Origin of the sequence: Pseudoalteromonas sp. Hal040, from assembly GCF_037162425.1 — a bacterium.
Lineage (GTDB): Bacteria > Pseudomonadota > Gammaproteobacteria > Enterobacterales > Alteromonadaceae > Pseudoalteromonas > Pseudoalteromonas gelatinilytica.
On record NZ_JARLUU010000002.1, the window covers coordinates 688,013 to 704,695 of the forward strand.

Genomic DNA, 16,683 nt, shown 5'->3' on the forward strand with positions numbered 1-16,683 from the left:
GGGAGTGTTTTGATTTAACTAAATTTGTTTTGGTAATTTAGTCGAAATAAGAGCGGTAATAACAATAAATAACAGTGAGATAGCTAAACAGGCTGCTAAGCCATAAAGCTGAAACACTAATCCCGACAACACAGTGCCAATTAAGCGCCCCATGGCATTAGCCATATAGTAAAACCCAACATCAAGTGATACGCCATCGGCATCAGCCATGCTAACAATCAAGTAGCTGTGCAAAGATGAGTTAATCGCGAAGACCACGCCGAACAACATCAGTCCGCCTATCAGCATTGGTTTTACAGCCCAGTCAAAGCCAATAGCCAAGGCAATGGCTAAGGTGACTACAGCAAGCAAGGATGCCCACTTAACTGTTTCTGCACTTGGTGATGTTTGCTTATTAAGCTTAATGATTTTAGGTGCAAAAGATTGCACTATCCCATAACCAATGATCCATGCAGCTATAAAAGCCCCCACGGTCCAATGGTCCCAGCCAAAGGCTTGCGATAAAAACACCGGTAGTGCAACTACAAACCAAACATCACGCGCACCAAACAAGAACAACCTTGCTGCCGACAAGATATTGATTGAACTGCTTTTTGAAAATATCTCGTTAAACTTAGGTTTGTTTTTGGCTTTGCCTAAATCATTTTTAAGTGCATAAATACTGAAACACCACACCACCAGCAAAGTGGCAGCCATAGCAAGCATTGCGCCTTTAAACGACATTATTGTAAGAAGTAAGCCACCTAAAAAGAAGCCCACACCTTTTAATGCATTTTTAGAGCCTGTTAGTATTGCCACCCATTTAAACAAGGTACCTTCTTGGCCACTGGCAACCAGCATTTTAATTGAGCTTTTAGCACTCATTTTATTGAGATCTTTTGCAATGCCCGACAGCGCCTGCGCCAACATCACATAGGCTACACTCAGCCATTCAGGGGGGACTGCCAACATGAACAAGGCTACAACCTGTATGGCAAGGCCAATGTTCATAGTTTTATTTAAACCAAGCCTTGCGCCTAAATAGCCGCCCACTAAGTTAGTGACAACACCAAAAATCTCATAAAACAAAAACAGCATGGCAATACTCAAAGGCGAGTAGCCAAGCGCATGAAAATGCAGTACCACCAACATTCTCAATGCGCCATCTGTAAGCGTAAATGCCCAGTAATTCCCGGTAACAATTAAGTACTGCTTTATATCAGCGGGAAGATTAGCCAAACGCGTCATTGCTTTTAACCTTGTAGTGATCGCGCAACTTTACGGGCAAGTTCAGCAGTGCGGTTTGCGTAACCCCATTCGTTATCGTACCAAACATACAGCTTAACTTGTGTCTCGTTCACAACCATTGTTGATAGCGCATCAACAATGCTTGAGCGTGGATCAGTTTTGTAATCGATAGAAACAAGAGGCTTTTCTTCATAGCCCAAAATGCCTTTTAGCTGGCCCTCTGCGGCTTCTTGCATCCACTGGTTAATTTGCTCAGCGGTAGTTGGCTTTGTTACTTCAAACACACAGTCAGTGATTGATGCATTTGCTAAAGGAACACGAACCGCGTGACCGTTTAATTTGCCTTTAAGTTCAGGGAAAATATGTGTAATTGCTGTTGCAGAGCCAGTTGTAGTTGGAATTAAGCTCATGCCGCATGCGCGAGCACGACGTAAATCTTTATGCGGCGCATCTAAGATAGTTTGCGTGTTAGTAATATCGTGAATGGTCGTCATTGAACCATGTTTGATACCAATTTTTTCTTGCAGAACTTTAACCACAGGCGCTAAACAGTTGGTAGTGCATGATGCTGCTGTAACAATATCGTGCTGATCTACGTCGTATAAATCGTCGTTTACACCCATTACTATATTCAGCACACCATCTTCTTTTACAGGGGCAGTGACAACGACTTTCTTCACACCTTGGTCAAGATATGCCTGAAGTAGAGACTTTTCTTTCATCACGCCAGAGGCTTCAATAACGATATCGCAACCAGACCAATCAGTGTCTGCAATCGCTTTATTTTGTGTGACGTTAATCACCTGACCATCGATGATCACAGCGTTGTCGTTACTTTCAACCTCATGAGACCAAATACCGTGTACCGAATCATACTTTAGTAAGTGAGCCAATGTAGCTGCATCACCCGCTGGGTCATTAATTTGCACAAACTCAACGTCGTCCCAAGCAAACGCTGCTCTTAGCGATAAACGACCCATACGGCCAAAACCATTAATGCCTACTTTAATTGCCATTGTTAAGCTCCTACTTTTTAAAATTGTCTAACTTGTTTTACCGGGTTTGCCGACAGTTAACAGCAAACCGTTTTGTTTAATTGCAACAGCGCGCCACACGAGTTGGGCGATCATCGCCCATCGCATTTAGCCTTGCTAACTCGTTTTCTATGAAATTAGGTTCGTTTACCACGGTCGAGGTAATTGTTTGTTTCATCCACATTGGTAAGGTCGGGTTTAAAGAGTAAAACACCCACTGCTGGTGTTTTCTATCCGACAAAATGCCCTGTTTTTTAAGTTGCGCTAAATGCCTTGAGACCTTTGGTTGACTATGCTCATTAAGTGCGGTCATTAGTTCGCATACGCAAACCTCTTGCTCAACGGCGATAAGCAATAAGCTTTTTAAACGAATATCATCTGCAAGGGCTTTATAAAATGTGGTTGGCGAAATTGATGCTGGTTTTTCTTTGTTATGGGATAGCACAAACTGTTTAATTCGCTCATTGAGCTCTTGCAAGGTTTTTTCAAAGGCGTGAGGTTCAGGACGCGTTTTAGGATCGATAAAATCCCATGCAAGGCAATGGCTGCCATCGACGCGATTGGCGCATTCTTTGGCTGCCTCATCACATAAGGTAATGACGTAATCAAAATTCAGGTTAGTTACATCGTTTAAGTGCTTTGAGTGTAAGTCATCGGTTTTTAAACCAAAATGCTCAATCGCCGCAAGCGTACGAGGGTCTACCGCATAAGGTTCAGTACCCGCACTAAACACCTCAAACTCACCTTTACCATGATGTTTAAGCAACGCCTCAGCCATAATTGAACGGGCTGAATTTTCTGTACATAAAAAGAGAACTTTCACGACTCGCTCCATAATAATTTAATTATATAATATTTTTGTTATATAAGATTTACAAGCTGAATTTTATAAATGGCGCGTTTTGCAATAACGATGGCGCGATCTGATGTCATGTGGCACCAATAGATGGCCTACCATGCATATAACAAAACAACAGCTCAAATTAATGGAGTACAAATATGACATCAACAGCATTGATCACTGGCGCATCAAACGGGATTGGTTTAGAACTTGCGCATATTCACGCACAGCATGGCGATAATTTAGTGCTGGTAGCTCGTTCAGAAGACAAACTGAATGATCTTAAACAACAGCTTGAATCGAAACACAATGTAAAGGTTACCGTTATTGCTGCTGATTTATCTAAGCCAGATTCAGCTGAGTATGTTTTTACACATACTGAGGCACTTGGTTTGCACATAGATATTTTGGTGAATAATGCCGGTATTGGCGGACATGGCAAGTTTCATGAGCGTGATCTCAGTGCAGAACAAACGATGATGCAACTTAATATTGTGACATTAACAAACCTAAGCCACTATTACTTACAAGGCATGGTTGAGCGAAATCGTGGCAAAATTTTAAATATTTCGTCTACAGCTTCCTTTATGCCCGGCCCACTGCAAGCGGTATATTATGCAACGAAAGCGTTTGTTACTTCATTCAGCCAAGCAATTGCAGAAGAAGTAAAAGATAAAAACATTACGGTCACCGCGTTATGCCCAGGAACAGTAGCAACAGGCTTTGTTGAAGCAGGTGATCTACAAGGGGTAGATGCTTGGAAGAATGCTAAATCAGCGCATTCTGTGGCACTGTGTGGTTACAAGGCAATGCAAAAAGGTCAGTTAATTGCTTTTAACGAAGCACCACTTAAATTTATGCTCAATTGGGTGATCCCTTTATTGCCTCGCAAAACTGTGTTAAAAATTTCTCGTCAGTTTATGGAAAAAAGCGGAAACTAATATGAAACGAGCCAGCAAGTTTTTGATCCCTCCCAACTGGCAAGTATTACTCAATGATTTAGAAATCAACCTAGAAGAGGCACTGGCTTATGCCCAGTTGCCTTCAGGTTTATTTTCTCAAGATAAAGTATACTTAACGCCCGCTCAATACTTTCAATTATGGCAGGGTGTAGAAACAGCAGCAAACGGCATTGAGTTACCTTTAAAACTTGCCGAAGTCATGACAATAGAATCATTTGACGTACCAATTTTTGCTGCTATTAGTAGCCCAAACTTAAATGCCGCTTTAGCAAGGTTACAACAGTACAAACCACTAATTGGCCCTATGGAGCTAGCACTTGAAATTACCAACACTCATACTAAAGCCCAAGTAAGCTGTTATGGTTTTATTGATACGCTGCCCAAGTGCTACAGCTTAGCTGAACTGGTATTTTTTACACAATTAACTCGCCTTGCTACTCGAAAACAAATTAACCCTGTTATGGTTATTGTGCCAGAGCTACCTGAAAAGCTCATGGAATACGAGGCCTACTTTGGTTGCCCGTTGAAAGTGGGGAATACCCCTAGCGTGACATTTTTAGCAGAAGATGCAAAAGCGCCATTTTTAACTAGTAATCAAGTAATGTTGTCGTGCTTTGAGGGAGATTTAAAACGTAAGCTGCAAGATGTTATCAGCGAACAAAGCCTTACTGACAAGGTATCAAGTATTTTGTTTAAATCCCTACCTCAAGGGCAAAGTAACATTGAGCATATTGCCTCAGAGCTGGCACTAAGCAAACGCTCTCTACAACGAAAACTAACAGCTGAAAAGCAAAGTTATCAAAAAGTCTTACAACAAGTACGAGAAGATCTTGCACAGCACTACTTAATGCAAACTGAGTTACCAATAATCGAAATCGCCTTTTTACTCGGTTTTAGCGAAACAAATTCGTTTGTTCGCGCTTACAGTAGCTGGACAGGTGTTTCTCCCGCCCATAAGCGCACACAAGTAAGGCATTAATTAGCTTTGTGAAACTAATTTGCCTGTAGGGTGAGGTAGTCACTCATTACTTTTTCAAGCTGGGCGTAGTCTTTTTGCTGAGTAACAGCCCCTGCTACCACCACCTGCGTTGTTGGTTCATACATCACCAAAGTGCCCCAAAAGCCACCATGTTGATAAACCAAGGTGCCGTTATACTCTTTTGCAAATATACCTAAACGATAAGGGCTATCTGCTGGTAAGCCTTTATCCGATAGCATGAGTTTGAGCGTTTCAGGATGTTTAAAAACCTTTCCTGAAAATAAAGCCTGATAAAATTTAGCCATACCGATTGGGCTGGCAACAAGCCCACCACCACCATATAAATCAACTGTTGGGCTCCAATTAAAGGTGTCGGTGCCGTGCAAGTATTGATGCACGCGTCGAGACTCATCCACAGCAACCGTATCACCCCGTTCCCAGATCACATTTTCAATATGATTTTTATCGAAACTTAAGTACTTTCGAACCGCTTCAGGCAAGGGTAAATCTGTCACTCTTTCAATAATATGGCCGAGTAATACATACCCGGTATCTGAATATGAGAAACGCTCGCCAGGTTTACCAACTGGGTCACCCCACTCTACACAGCCTTTAATTTGATCGCGCATCGTCATATCTTGCTGCGGATTTGCCATTATGCCAGCTAAAAACTGATCGCTTTGGGCGTGATCGTATAACCCTGCCGTATGACTTAGCACTTGCTTTAGCGTAATTTTATCTAGGGCATAACCATCGCTTTCAAGAAGCGTAAAAAAGTCGTCAGAAATTAATTTATCGAGCGTTGCATCAAGGTTTAATTGACCTTCTTCATGCAAACGAAGCACGGTTGCCGCAGTGAAGGTTTTGGTCACACTGGCAATTCTAAATAAACTATTTGGGTTAATAACTTGCGGCGCATTTTCTTTACTTTGCTTTGCCGTTGAAAAAGTATGCCCATCATCAACAATCACATGAAGTGCAAAACCTGTAAGCGCTGTTTTTTGATTTGCATTTAGAATTTGGCCCATTAAAGCATGATGAGTTTCAAGAGACTTTGTAGGCTCAGCAGTCACTGGCAAAGCCATCAGTGATAGAGCAACAAATAAAGAGCTTAGCGTTTTTTTACTTGCTTGAAAGCACCGACGATCCATAACATGTTCCTTAAAAAGTAGTCCCTAATTAGCGCCTACAACTCTCGAAAAAGGCAGTTAAGCAGCCTAAAAGCTGCATGACTGACATTAACAAACGACTCTCTTGATGTCGAATTAATAAGTTAACACTATTTAGCGAGCATATTCACAGCCATAATTACCAATAGCCCCGCAAAGATCTTTTTGATAGTTGAGACTGGTAAATGATGCGTTGCTTTTGCACCTAATGGTGCGGTAAACCACGAAGTACAAACAATACCAAACAAGGCAGGCAAATAAACAAAACCAGCAAAGCCCTCTTTTAATGTAAAGTACTGACTGCCTGAACTGATGTAACCCACTGAGCCAAATAACGCGATAACAATACCGCAGGCCGAAGCACAGCCAATGGCTTTTTTCATATCAACCGAGAAAAACGTCAGTAACGGCACAAGTACCGCACCACCGCCAATGCCAATCATGGCAGAAAGACCACCCGTGATGGTTGTATAAAGTGTTAAAAGGCTTTTATTAGGTAGCGAGCGTGTTGTTTGGCTGTCATTTTTACTACTGAAAATCATTTTTAATGCAATAAGCACTACACTCACAGCAAACACAATTCGCACCACATTTGCAGGTAATAGCGAAGCCAAAAAGCCACTGATAAGAGCGCCTAGTGCAACCCCAGTCATCACCCACGGAGCCAATTGCCAAGGCACATTACCATTTTTGTGGTGAGCGATAGCGGATGACGTTGAAGTAAAAAGAATTGAGGCAAGCGATGTAGCAATCGCCACCAGCACAACTTGCTCAGCAGGTAACACCTGAAAGTGCAGCAATATCATGCTTAATATGGGCACAATAACTAGGCCTCCACCAATTCCTAATAGTCCAGCTAAAAAGCCCACTCCGCTACCTAGTATGGCGCAAGCAATAATAAGCACGATTAATTCATTCATTGTATTTGTCTGTGTTGTTGATTTAGGGAGACGAGTATAACAACAATAAATTACGGGGTTATTCTCAAAAGGCCTGTTAAGTAGTGAATATTACTCACGTTTTATATGAAATTACTGCAACTCTAGCAAGCCAATTTAGAAATCCAGACGTCTAAAGAAACATTGAAGCATTTTTTCACTATCCCTTCCTAAATATTTTACTAAAACAGCAAATATTTATGAATCTGCCTCATGTTTTACCTGAAATAAAAACGTTTTTCTTCATGGTGCTGAGCACGTATAAATTTATTAGTATTTTACGCTGCAGAGCAACCTAAGGTTAATGACCTAGCGATTTAAGGAAGGTGAGCAGCAATCATTTATCTCAGGACTTTTGGATACATTGCCATGAACAACGATTTCAGATTTACAATTAAAAGCATTTGCCTCGACGAGAATTATCATCCGTCAAATAGCACACGACTTACCACAAACTTTGCAAACCTAGCTCGCGGTGAAAGTCGCCAGCAGAATTTACGAAATGCGTTAAAAATGATTGATAGCCGCTTTAATGCGCTAGCAAACTGGGATAACCCGCAAGGCGACCGCTACTCTGTAGAGCTTGAGATCATCTCTGTTGATTTAGAAATTGCACAAAGCACAGAAGCATTCCCGTCAATTGAAGTGCTAAAAACTAATATCATTGATCACCAAACTAATGAACGTATCGAAGGTATTGTTGGTAATAACTTTTCATCTTACGTGCGTGATTATGATTTTAGCGTACTGCTGCTTGATCATAACAAAGCGAAAAACGAATTTAGCATTCCCGAAAACTTTGGTGATTTACACGGTAAACTCTTTAAATACTTTATTGACTCAGAGACTTACAAGCAGCACTTTAAAAAACCACCGGTTATTTGTTTAAGCGTGTCTGATAACAAAACGTACCATCGTACAGAAAACCAACACCCAATTTTAGGTGCTGAGTACCTACCAAATGAGTCGTCATTAACCGAGCAATACTTTAAAAAAATGGGCTTGCAGGTGCGCTATTTTATGCCACCAAACACAGTTGCTCCGCTGGCATTTTATTTCTTTGGTGACTTGCTGAACGATTACACCAACTTAGAATTGATCAGCACCATTAGCACCATGGAAACATTCCAGAAAATCTATCGTCCAGAAATTTATAATGCCAATGCCGTGGCGGGTAGTTACTATCAACCAAATTTAAGAAACGCCGATCACTCTATCACGCAAATTGTCTACGACCGTGAAGAGCGCAGTCAACTAGCAATTGCACAAGGTAAATTTACTGAGCAGCACTTTATTAAGCCTTATCAATCAGTACTTGAAAAATGGTCTGCCAACTACGCGATTTAAAGAGAGTAAAAATGAAAAAGTTATTACCCACATCAACAGCAGGCAGTTTACCAAAACCTGCTTGGCTTGCTGAGCCTGAAACCTTATGGTCGCCTTGGAAATTGCAAGGCGCAGAACTTATCGACGGCAAACAAGACGCGCCGCGTGTTGCCTTACAAGAGCAACAACAAGCTGGCGTTGATATCGTGAGCGACGGCGAGCAAACTCGACAACACTTTGTAACGACCTTTATCGAACACTTAAATGGCGTTGATTTTGAAAACCGTAAAACAGTGACCATTCGTAATCGTTACGAAGCCAGTGTACCAAGTGTAATTGGCCCGGTATCACGAAGCAAACCCGTGTTTGTTGAAGACGCCAAGTTCTTACGCTCGCAAACCAAGCAACCTATAAAGTGGGCATTACCAGGGCCTATGACCATGATCGACACCTTGTATGACGACCATTATCAAAGCCGTGAAAAACTAGCGTGGGAATTTGCCAAAATCCTCAATCAAGAGGCGAAAGAGCTCGAAGCTGCAGGTGTTGATATTATTCAATTTGATGAGCCTGCGTTTAATGTGTTCTTCGATGATGTTAATGACTGGGGCATTAAGTGCCTAGAAAGAGCAATCGAAGGCTTAAAGTGCGAAACCGCTGTGCACATTTGCTACGGCTATGGAATAAAAGCCAACACTGATTGGAAACAAACACTGGGCAATGAATGGCGTCAATACGAAGAAGTATTCCCGAAACTTCAAAAGTCGAATATCGATATTATTTCTCTTGAGTGCCACAACTCTCGCGTACCTATTGAGCTATTAGCACTTATACGCGGCAAAAAAGTGATGGTGGGTGCCATTGATGTAGCAAGTAATGAGATTGAAACACCTGATGAGGTCGCACACACATTACGCGAAGCCCTAAAATATGTTGATGCCGACAAGCTTTACCCATGCACAAACTGCGGTATGGCCCCTCTACCTCGCCACATAGCAAGCGCCAAGCTTAGTGCGCTAAGTAAAGGCGCAAAGATTGTGAGGGGGGAAATTAGTAATTGAGTTAGCAAGTTTCAAGGGGAAAGTTACGAGGTGTGTGGGCTCTACATTGTAGGTCGGGCTTTAGCCCGTCAGTTTTTAAATTTGGTATGGACCTGATTGTGTAGCAGCGATTTTACATCGCGTTTTATCTCGCCTCTAATCCCTTGTTTCGCGCATTCCATCCTCTAACGACTATTAACTAACTACTTCCCCTCCCCTAGCACTTTTAAACCAACCCATTCAGAAAGAGTTAATCCAAAAGCTGCAAAATTGAATTGGCTAGATTAATTATTTTTTGCTAGATTTCAGTTGTACCCAATGGATGGGCAAAAATTGAGGGATTAATATGAACGAATTTGATATTTTCATCAGAAATATTGTCTTGGATTGTATTCGTGAGCAAGGCACCTGTAGCGACATTTGCGAAGAAGATGAGCAATTAACTTTCTATGTTGAGATTGAAAACCACGACAATGTGATATCGCATAAACAGTTTAAAGTAACCTACCCAATTAGTTATTCGATTCAGTCTGCACTCAAACATGAAATTGATTTACTGAGGTATTTAGACTCTGGTGAAATCAGAACGCCCTTTACCACGGATATTGTCGAGGTACTTAAATCTGAGTTACAAGCCTTTATGTTCAGCAACAAACCACGTGGTGAATATCATATTTGCTAATTCTTGATTTATAGCCTGATGAAAAACAATCAGGCTTATAAAGCCTAAATCGTCGATAATTACATGCTTTGAAAGAGACTCTTTTGCAATAACGACTAATAAACGCAATTTCATTATCAAATATATTGAGACTAAAATCCGACCAAACGAATCAAACATTCAACTTTTCTCTGTTTCTGAAATAAATAATCCGCAATATGACAATAGTCATAATTCTGTCATCTAATTGATCAATAATTGACGCTAATTTAATCAGCTAACGTAATGAAGAAGTAATGGACAGTGCCTTGGTGCAACTTTCGTTTGCACTCCCCTCTAGTGAAGATCCTTTATGTGCTGCACTTGCGCATACGATGGAATATGAACAATTGCATTTTGCGGCTAATGAGCAAAAGCGTGTTGTATTTTGTTGTGTGCTGCCAGATGATGCCCATGAAGGCGATGTGATCTCAATCAGTGCAACGCGCCCTGATGCACGTGAGTCTGCGTATTTTACTGCACACACTTTAACGCAACACGATCTAGAGCAGCACGTTATTATGCTTACCTTAGAAAACGTTACTCACAGTGGTGAATTTGTTTTGCAATTAATGCTGCACGGCATGCATGCAACACTTAAAGACAGCGCCCAGTTTGATGTCAGCATTGCAGCGAGCACATCACCAGAGCTGATACCTTCTGAGCAAGCTAAAAACCATGGCTTACGCCATTACATCAGTAATATTGGCGCAAGCTTTTTAGCTTTTTTCTAATCTGAAAAGCTAATTTTACCCATGGTAATATCGGGGATCCCTTGCTCGGTATTACCAAAGCGTTGTTGCCCACCCGACAAACATTCGTTCGCTAAAATAGCAAATAACACGGCTTCTTTTGCATCTGGATTTATCCCCAACGAATCGGTGTTATTTATTTCAGAAAGCGCTGGGCAATTAGCCAAAATAATGTCCATTAATAATGGGTTATGAACTCCACCACCACTGGCGTAAACAGCCACATCGGTCAAGCCTTCGCTGCATAGGTTAATTGCTTTAGCAATCATTAAACCAGAAAACTGCACTAAGGTTGCCATTACATCAAAGTGCGATAAGTTCTGTGTATTCGAGCGTGCTTGTGCTGCTGCTAAATACTCTAGATTAAACACTTCTGGCCCGGTGGTTTTTGGAAACCCTAAAGCAAAAAATGCATCATCACACAGCGTCGCGAGTAAAGCTTCATTTACCGTGCCTTTTGCTGCAATAGCGGCATCTTTATCATAATGAAGTGGTGCAAAATAACGCTGTACATAGGCATCCATAATGGTATTACCAGGGCCAATGTCAGAGCTAAAAACCGCTCGCGCATCTGCAGATTTAGGTAAGTAGGTTAAGTTTGCAATGCCGCCCATATTTAGCAATATGCGGTTTTCACTGGTGCTTGTGAAATACAAGTAGTCACCATATACCGCAAGCGGTGCACCTTCGCCGCCCGCTGCAATGTGCTTTTGTCTAAAATCAGCGATGGTCGTAATGCCAGCAGTCACCGCTAAATGATCGCTGTCACCAATTTGTAGTGTTGCATTGCCATATTCTTCACGCTTGTGTTGGTTTTTAGGGCAGTGATAAATAGTTTGTCCGTGGCTGGCAATCACATCAACAAGTTCTTTTGCTACTCCCCAGCTGGCTAACGTTTTGGCAACCATTTCACCATGTAATTGGCCAATCCAAGGGTTGAGTAAAGTGACTTCTTCAAGATCACATTCGCGTTTGGCGAACACTCGTTTCACACGCGTTTTATAATCATCGTCGTAATCAACGGTAGTAAACTTTAATACTTCTACATGAGTATCCATGCCCTGCCCTGATACTTCGCATAGCGCGATATCAAGACCATCTAACGAGGTACCACTCATTAGACCAATTATTAATTTTCTTTCTTTTTTTGCGCTTAAATACAGTTTTTCAATATGTTGATGCATAAATAAATCACTTAAAATCAGCTTATTAGATGTAAATAAGCAGGTTAACGAGTTGGAATAGTTTATATTTTAAAATAATAGATTTAAAGAATAATTATTGCAAAGACTTTTAAATTGCTTTAAAACTGTACCGGTGAGCTCCCCAAAAGGAGAACACACAAGCATCATAACAAAAAGTATGACTCATTAAATTAACTAAATGGTCTAGGTCAGACACCAAGCTGCGTTGATTTAAATGATAAAACGCAAGGGAATCATCATGAAAGCAAATACATCAACAGGGCATCGCTCACTATTGCTGCTCTCACCTTTAGCTCTCGCTGTAAGCTCAGTAATTAGTTATGCCCACGCAGAAGAAAGCACTGAAGCAAAAAAACCTGAAGTGATCACCGTAACAGGTTCACGTATTCAACGTACCGAGCTGGTTTCAAGTAGCCCAGTGGTGAGCGTTGATGAAGCACAAATTCACCTAGATCGTGCAGTGAACGTTGAAGATATTACCGCAAAACTGCCACAAGCTGCGGCGGGTGCTAACAGCACCGGTGCCACAGTCGGTGACTCGTTTGGCTCATCAACAATTGATTTACGCGGCCTTGGCCAAAACCGTACATTGGTACTTATTGACGGCACTCGCGCGGTACCATTTAGCTTTCGTAACTCAGTTGACGTAAATACCATTCCAGCCGGATTAATTAAACGCGTTGATGTATTAACAGGTGGTGCTGCGGCGGTTTACGGTGCCGATGCGGTAGCCGGTGTTGTTAACTTTGTCTTAGACGATGATTTTACTGGCGCTGAATTCTCAACCAGTTACGAAAGTGCCGACGGCGGTAACGAAAAGCTTAACTTTGAGGCTATTTTTGGTGGTGACATCGCCGATGGTCGCGGCCATGTAGCAGGCTATATTGGTTACACCGAACGAAAAGAGCTATTAGCTGGCGAGCGTGACTATGCGCTTGAAAACTCAACGGCAATGATCAACAGCGGTGGTTATTATACTGACGTTGCATCAGGCAACAGCATCGGTATTGCTGATTCAGGTGCCGTAACAAGTGAGCGTCAAACAACTGATTTCACAGCTGACCGTTATTTAACTCAACCGATGGACCGTTTTTCTGCGGGCTTATTATTTGACGTTGATGTAAGCGACAGTGCCATTGCCTATGGCCGCGCGATGTATTCTAAAGTGACCGTAAATGGTGCGGGTGCCAGTGGCCAAACCCCCATTTTTGTTAACGAACAAGTGACCCTCACGCAAGACAACGCGTATATTCCAGATGAACTACGTAACCAACTTACGTTTGATAGCGAAGGCAATGCCCTTGTTAATGTTGAGCGTAACCTAGGTTTAGGTGTGCAGCACACCGAAGCGGTGCGTGATTCAATGCAATTTCAGCTGGGTTTAAAAGGTGATATTACTGACTACTTACGTTATGACGTATATGGCCAGTACGGCAAAACGGATGAAGTAGCCACCATTTACAACAACGCATACCGCAATGATAACAGCGGTAATAGCCGCTTTGCTGCCCTTGCAAATTCAGTGGATATTTTTGATCCCAACCTTGATTTCAGCGACTTTAGCGATCCGCTGCTTTATACCACTCGCGACCGTACTCAAAGTGTGATCTCAGCAACACTATCGGGTGATTCTGGGTTCTTATTTGAATTACCTGCCGGTGCTATCGATTTTGCAATCGGTTATGAATACCGTAAAGAAACCGGTAAGCAAACACCGGGCGATGCATTTAGAAACGGTACCAGCTTTGCCTCTATCAGCGCATTTGATATGGATGCAAGCTTTAGCTCTGAAGAGTTCTACGCTGAAATTTTAGTGCCTATCTTAGTTGATAAACCTTTTGCTGAAGAGCTTAGCTTTGAAGGTGCCTACCGTATTTCTGATTACTCAAATACCGAAGCAGAAGACACTTACAAACTAGGTATCAATTGGGCAATAAACAGCGACATTCGTATTCGCGCCAACCGCTTAACCGCGTTTAGAGCACCTAACTTAGGTGAGTTTGCCAGCCCAATCACAGCGCTATCGTTATCGTTATTTGACCAAAATAGCGACCAGTTTGTGCCACGACTAGCAGGGCGTTATAACGGCGATCCATGTTTACTGGGCACCGGTGATGCGACTCAATGTGCTGCGTTTGGTGCGCCGCCTGTTGGCACCGAGTTTGATTCAAGCACGGCAGAGTACACCTATGGTGGTAACCCGAATATTAAACCTGAGCAAGCCGAATCAGATACATTAGGCATTGTTTATACACCTAGCTATTTAGAAGGCTTTGATTTATCACTCGATTACTACAGTATTCGTGTAACAGATGCGGTAAGCCAGATTCAACCTGGTGCTGCACTGCAAAGCTGTTATGTTGATGACCCGAATCCGAATAACCCATTGTGTGGTGCGGTACTTCGCGATCCAAACACTGGCTTTATTAGCACAGCCATCGTTAATGACTTTAACTTAGCCGCGATTGAGCAAGAAGGTATCGACGTTGCAGCAAATTATGTAATTGATGCACCTGAGCAAATGGGTGGTCGTTTTAGATTCTCGTACCAAGGTAACTTTGTTACTAAACAAACCCGTCAAAACAACAGTACGGTGGCTGAAATTGACTGTAAGGGAACTTATGGCAGCGCCTGTTCGGGTGACTTTGCGAGTATCCTGCAAGCTGATTACAAACACCGCGCAAGCATTGATTGGCAGTTAGATAACATGAACTTCCAACTTGGCTGGCGCAGAATCGGTGAAGTAGAGTATGCTGTCGACCGTTCAGAAACAATCTCAGCACAAAATTACTTAGATTTTGCCGCTGCATGGCAAGTTAATGAGGAACTTGCTGTTAACTTTGGTGTCGATAACTTATTAGACCGTGAACCACCAACACCTGAAGTAGGCGCAAACCACTTTAACACAGTAAGTGATTATAGTGTGATTGGCCGCTCAGTCGGTGTTTCACTGAGATATGCCCCAAGCTTTTAATTAATCCTACTGTTTTAGCTACACAGGATTGATCCCCTCAAGCGCACCCTGCCCGGTGCGCTTTTTTATCGCCGGAATAATTTGAGCTAAATCACAAAGACGATAATTTATACAAAATTTGTATGAAAATCGTTCCCAAGACCTTACATTTACGCTACTTTATTCTTTGTGAAATCGTGTTTCTTATTCACTTTTCCTCACCGAAGCATATAAAAGGAGTTAATAATGAAAAAAGCGTTACTCAGTTTAACTGTGTTGGCTGCGTCTCAAACCGCCCTAGCAAATGCAATACCAGACAAACTCGCCGAGGATGCATTCATCTATGCATACTCAATTGATGAAGCATATAAGTTTTTTATGAAACCGCAGTTGAAACAGACACCCCACTTAATCGCTTTCAAAATATTCGCCATATAGCAGATGATACTTATACCGCACACGTAACTATCAATAACGATACCTTACATCTAATGGGGTGGTTAGATGTAGCCGCAGAACCTGTGATTGTGAGTATTCCAGATATGGATAAAGGACGTTACTGGATTTTACACACAATGGACATGGGCCATTACACCACGTCAATGATCGGCTCACGATTACGTGGTAATGAAGGTGGCAGTTTTATGTTTGCTTCTCGATCTTGGCAAGGTGATGTTCCAGCAAGTGTTGATGAAGTTATTCGTGTTGATTCAAATCTTTTAAAACTAATGGGCCGTATCATGGCCGTTGGCAAAGAAGATGAGAAAACCGCATTAAATTACATGGATAAGTGGAATATTCGCACGCTTTCAGCTTATTTAGGTGTAGCAGGGCCAAAAGCGAAAGAGCGCAGCTATCCAAACCCTGAAAACACCAATTGGGTGCAACGAGTTAACTATGTGTTATGTGATGGAGACATGGCAACCGCTGACAAGAAATGGCTTGATAAATATAATGTTATCGGTCTTGAAGCTTGTAAAGATGACTTTAGTAAAGCCCAACTAGCCGCCGCTAAAAAAGGTAAAGAGCTAGGCATGGCTCACCTTGTTAAACTCGCCCCTGAAATGACCAATGCAGGAAAACTACTTGGTACTCGTGAGCAACTTAGCGATGGAGAGCGTGATTTATTCGCGGAAGGCACCTACTTAGGTCAATGGGGTTTACCACCTGATGAGTCAGTATACTTAAAAGCTGAAACAGGTAGTGACGGTAAAAACATCAATGGCGCTAACGGCAAAGAATACATTATGCGTTTTAAAGCACCTGATGTAAGTCAATTTTGGTCGTTTACAGTTTATGGTTCTGATAACCGTTTAATGGCTCACAATGAGATTAATCGTCATAGCCGTGGAGATCGCACACTTACACCTGATGCTGACGGCATGTACACGATAAAGCTGAGTGCAAAAGGTCAAGAAAGTGACACAAACTGGTTACCGATCCCTGAAAAAGATGCTTATATCATTATGCGCTTATACGGGCCTAGCAAAGAGGTTCAAGAAGGTAGTTATGACTTCCCAACATTAAAGGTCACTAACTAGATAGTTATTTTGCTGG

The 16,683-nt window shown here is 42.0% G+C and carries 15 protein-coding genes; 9 read left to right on the plus strand and 6 right to left on the minus strand.

Annotated features, from left to right (window positions below):
- Positions 1 to 18 precede the first annotated feature (18 nt).
- The 3 genes from arsJ to P4S60_RS20715 form a co-directional block, all read right to left on the minus strand.
- On the minus strand, positions 19 to 1,227 hold the full coding sequence (arsJ, locus tag P4S60_RS20705; protein ID WP_337117414.1) for an organoarsenical effux MFS transporter ArsJ: 1,209 nt from the start codon (positions 1,225 to 1,227) through the stop codon (positions 19 to 21).
- 5 nt (positions 1,228 to 1,232) lie between these two features.
- Positions 1,233 to 2,243, minus strand: coding sequence for an ArsJ-associated glyceraldehyde-3-phosphate dehydrogenase (locus P4S60_RS20710; RefSeq protein ID WP_337117415.1), 1,011 nt, complete (start codon positions 2,241 to 2,243; stop codon positions 1,233 to 1,235).
- Between the two features lie 76 nt (positions 2,244 to 2,319).
- Positions 2,320 to 3,084: a metalloregulator ArsR/SmtB family transcription factor gene (locus P4S60_RS20715; protein ID WP_442961507.1), complete on the minus strand. Its 765-nt coding sequence runs from the start codon at positions 3,082 to 3,084 to the stop codon at positions 2,320 to 2,322.
- A gap of 176 nt (positions 3,085 to 3,260) precedes the next feature.
- Here P4S60_RS20715 and P4S60_RS20720 point away from each other — a divergent pair, with 176 nt between their 5' ends.
- A complete protein-coding gene (locus P4S60_RS20720; RefSeq protein ID WP_337117417.1) occupies positions 3,261 to 4,043 on the plus strand; it encodes an SDR family NAD(P)-dependent oxidoreductase in 783 nt (260 codons plus the stop codon).
- A gap of 1 nt (position 4,044) precedes the next feature.
- Complete coding sequence (locus tag P4S60_RS20725) at positions 4,045 to 5,043, plus strand: AraC family transcriptional regulator (RefSeq protein ID WP_337117418.1); 999 nt, start codon at positions 4,045 to 4,047, stop codon at positions 5,041 to 5,043.
- Between the two features lie 14 nt (positions 5,044 to 5,057).
- Here P4S60_RS20725 and P4S60_RS20730 read toward each other — a convergent pair whose 3' ends face one another.
- Positions 5,058 to 6,194 carry a serine hydrolase domain-containing protein gene (locus P4S60_RS20730; protein ID WP_337117419.1) on the minus strand — a complete coding sequence of 379 codons (1,137 nt, stop codon included), beginning with the start codon at positions 6,192 to 6,194 and terminating at the stop codon, positions 5,058 to 5,060.
- A 128-nt stretch (positions 6,195 to 6,322) separates the two neighbouring features.
- Entirely contained in the window at positions 6,323 to 7,132 is an 810-nt protein-coding gene (locus P4S60_RS20735; RefSeq protein WP_337117420.1) for a sulfite exporter TauE/SafE family protein, read from the minus strand.
- Positions 7,133 to 7,519: 387 nt separating this feature from the next.
- On the opposite strand from P4S60_RS20735, the gene P4S60_RS20740 reads away from it, so the two are divergent.
- From P4S60_RS20740 to P4S60_RS20755, 4 genes are all read left to right on the plus strand, one after another.
- A complete protein-coding gene (locus tag P4S60_RS20740; protein ID WP_337117421.1) occupies positions 7,520 to 8,497 on the plus strand; it encodes a DUF1852 domain-containing protein in 978 nt (325 codons plus the stop codon).
- 11 nt (positions 8,498 to 8,508) lie between these two features.
- Entirely contained in the window at positions 8,509 to 9,537 is a 1,029-nt protein-coding gene (locus P4S60_RS20745; RefSeq protein ID WP_337117422.1) for a methionine synthase, read from the plus strand.
- A gap of 325 nt (positions 9,538 to 9,862) precedes the next feature.
- Entirely contained in the window at positions 9,863 to 10,198 is a 336-nt protein-coding gene (locus tag P4S60_RS20750) for a hypothetical protein (protein ID WP_337117423.1), read from the plus strand.
- A 275-nt stretch (positions 10,199 to 10,473) separates the two neighbouring features.
- Positions 10,474 to 10,950 carry a hypothetical protein gene (locus P4S60_RS20755; protein ID WP_337117424.1) on the plus strand — a complete coding sequence of 159 codons (477 nt, stop codon included), beginning with the start codon at positions 10,474 to 10,476 and terminating at the stop codon, positions 10,948 to 10,950.
- On the opposite strand, the gene P4S60_RS20760 is transcribed toward P4S60_RS20755, so the two are convergent.
- On the minus strand, positions 10,947 to 12,152 hold the full coding sequence (locus tag P4S60_RS20760) for an anhydro-N-acetylmuramic acid kinase (RefSeq protein WP_337117425.1): 1,206 nt from the start codon (positions 12,150 to 12,152) through the stop codon (positions 10,947 to 10,949). The genes P4S60_RS20755 and P4S60_RS20760 overlap by 4 nt on opposite strands.
- 259 nt (positions 12,153 to 12,411) lie before the next feature.
- Between P4S60_RS20760 and P4S60_RS20765 the strand changes: the two genes are divergently transcribed.
- The 3 genes from P4S60_RS20765 (at position 12,412) to P4S60_RS20775 (ending at position 16,667) form a co-directional block, all read left to right on the plus strand.
- Positions 12,412 to 15,147, plus strand: a complete 2,736-nt coding sequence (locus tag P4S60_RS20765) for a TonB-dependent receptor domain-containing protein (RefSeq protein ID WP_337117426.1) — start codon at positions 12,412 to 12,414, stop codon at positions 15,145 to 15,147.
- Between the two features lie 225 nt (positions 15,148 to 15,372).
- Positions 15,373 to 15,564 (plus strand): hypothetical protein, encoded by a 192-nt coding sequence (locus P4S60_RS20770; RefSeq protein ID WP_337117427.1) that lies wholly within the window; start codon positions 15,373 to 15,375, stop codon positions 15,562 to 15,564.
- 29 nt (positions 15,565 to 15,593) lie between these two features.
- Positions 15,594 to 16,667 (plus strand): DUF1214 domain-containing protein, encoded by a 1,074-nt coding sequence (locus tag P4S60_RS20775; RefSeq protein ID WP_337117537.1) that lies wholly within the window; start codon positions 15,594 to 15,596, stop codon positions 16,665 to 16,667.
- Positions 16,668 to 16,683 lie beyond the last annotated feature (16 nt).

What these genes read in the sequence shown, in the direction of transcription:
- P4S60_RS20750 (WP_337117423.1), top strand. Translation starts at nt 9,863, where the DNA reads ATGAACGAATTTGATATTTTCATCAGAAATATTGTCTTGGATTGTATT.
- P4S60_RS20735 (WP_337117420.1), bottom strand. Translation starts at nt 7,132, where the DNA reads ATGAATGAATTAATCGTGCTTATTATTGCTTGCGCCATACTAGGTAGC.
- P4S60_RS20755 (WP_337117424.1), top strand. Translation starts at nt 10,474, where the DNA reads ATGGACAGTGCCTTGGTGCAACTTTCGTTTGCACTCCCCTCTAGTGAA.
- P4S60_RS20730 (WP_337117419.1), bottom strand. Translation starts at nt 6,194, where the DNA reads ATGGATCGTCGGTGCTTTCAAGCAAGTAAAAAAACGCTAAGCTCTTTA.
- P4S60_RS20740 (WP_337117421.1), top strand. Translation starts at nt 7,520, where the DNA reads ATGAACAACGATTTCAGATTTACAATTAAAAGCATTTGCCTCGACGAG.
- P4S60_RS20760 (WP_337117425.1), bottom strand. Translation starts at nt 12,152, where the DNA reads ATGCATCAACATATTGAAAAACTGTATTTAAGCGCAAAAAAAGAAAGA.
- P4S60_RS20720 (WP_337117417.1), top strand. Translation starts at nt 3,261, where the DNA reads ATGACATCAACAGCATTGATCACTGGCGCATCAAACGGGATTGGTTTA.
- arsJ (WP_337117414.1), bottom strand. Translation starts at nt 1,227, where the DNA reads ATGACGCGTTTGGCTAATCTTCCCGCTGATATAAAGCAGTACTTAATT.
- P4S60_RS20770 (WP_337117427.1), top strand. Translation starts at nt 15,373, where the DNA reads ATGAAAAAAGCGTTACTCAGTTTAACTGTGTTGGCTGCGTCTCAAACC.
- P4S60_RS20765 (WP_337117426.1), top strand. Translation starts at nt 12,412, where the DNA reads ATGAAAGCAAATACATCAACAGGGCATCGCTCACTATTGCTGCTCTCA.
- P4S60_RS20725 (WP_337117418.1), top strand. Translation starts at nt 4,045, where the DNA reads ATGAAACGAGCCAGCAAGTTTTTGATCCCTCCCAACTGGCAAGTATTA.
- P4S60_RS20710 (WP_337117415.1), bottom strand. Translation starts at nt 2,243, where the DNA reads ATGGCAATTAAAGTAGGCATTAATGGTTTTGGCCGTATGGGTCGTTTA.
- P4S60_RS20745 (WP_337117422.1), top strand. Translation starts at nt 8,509, where the DNA reads ATGAAAAAGTTATTACCCACATCAACAGCAGGCAGTTTACCAAAACCT.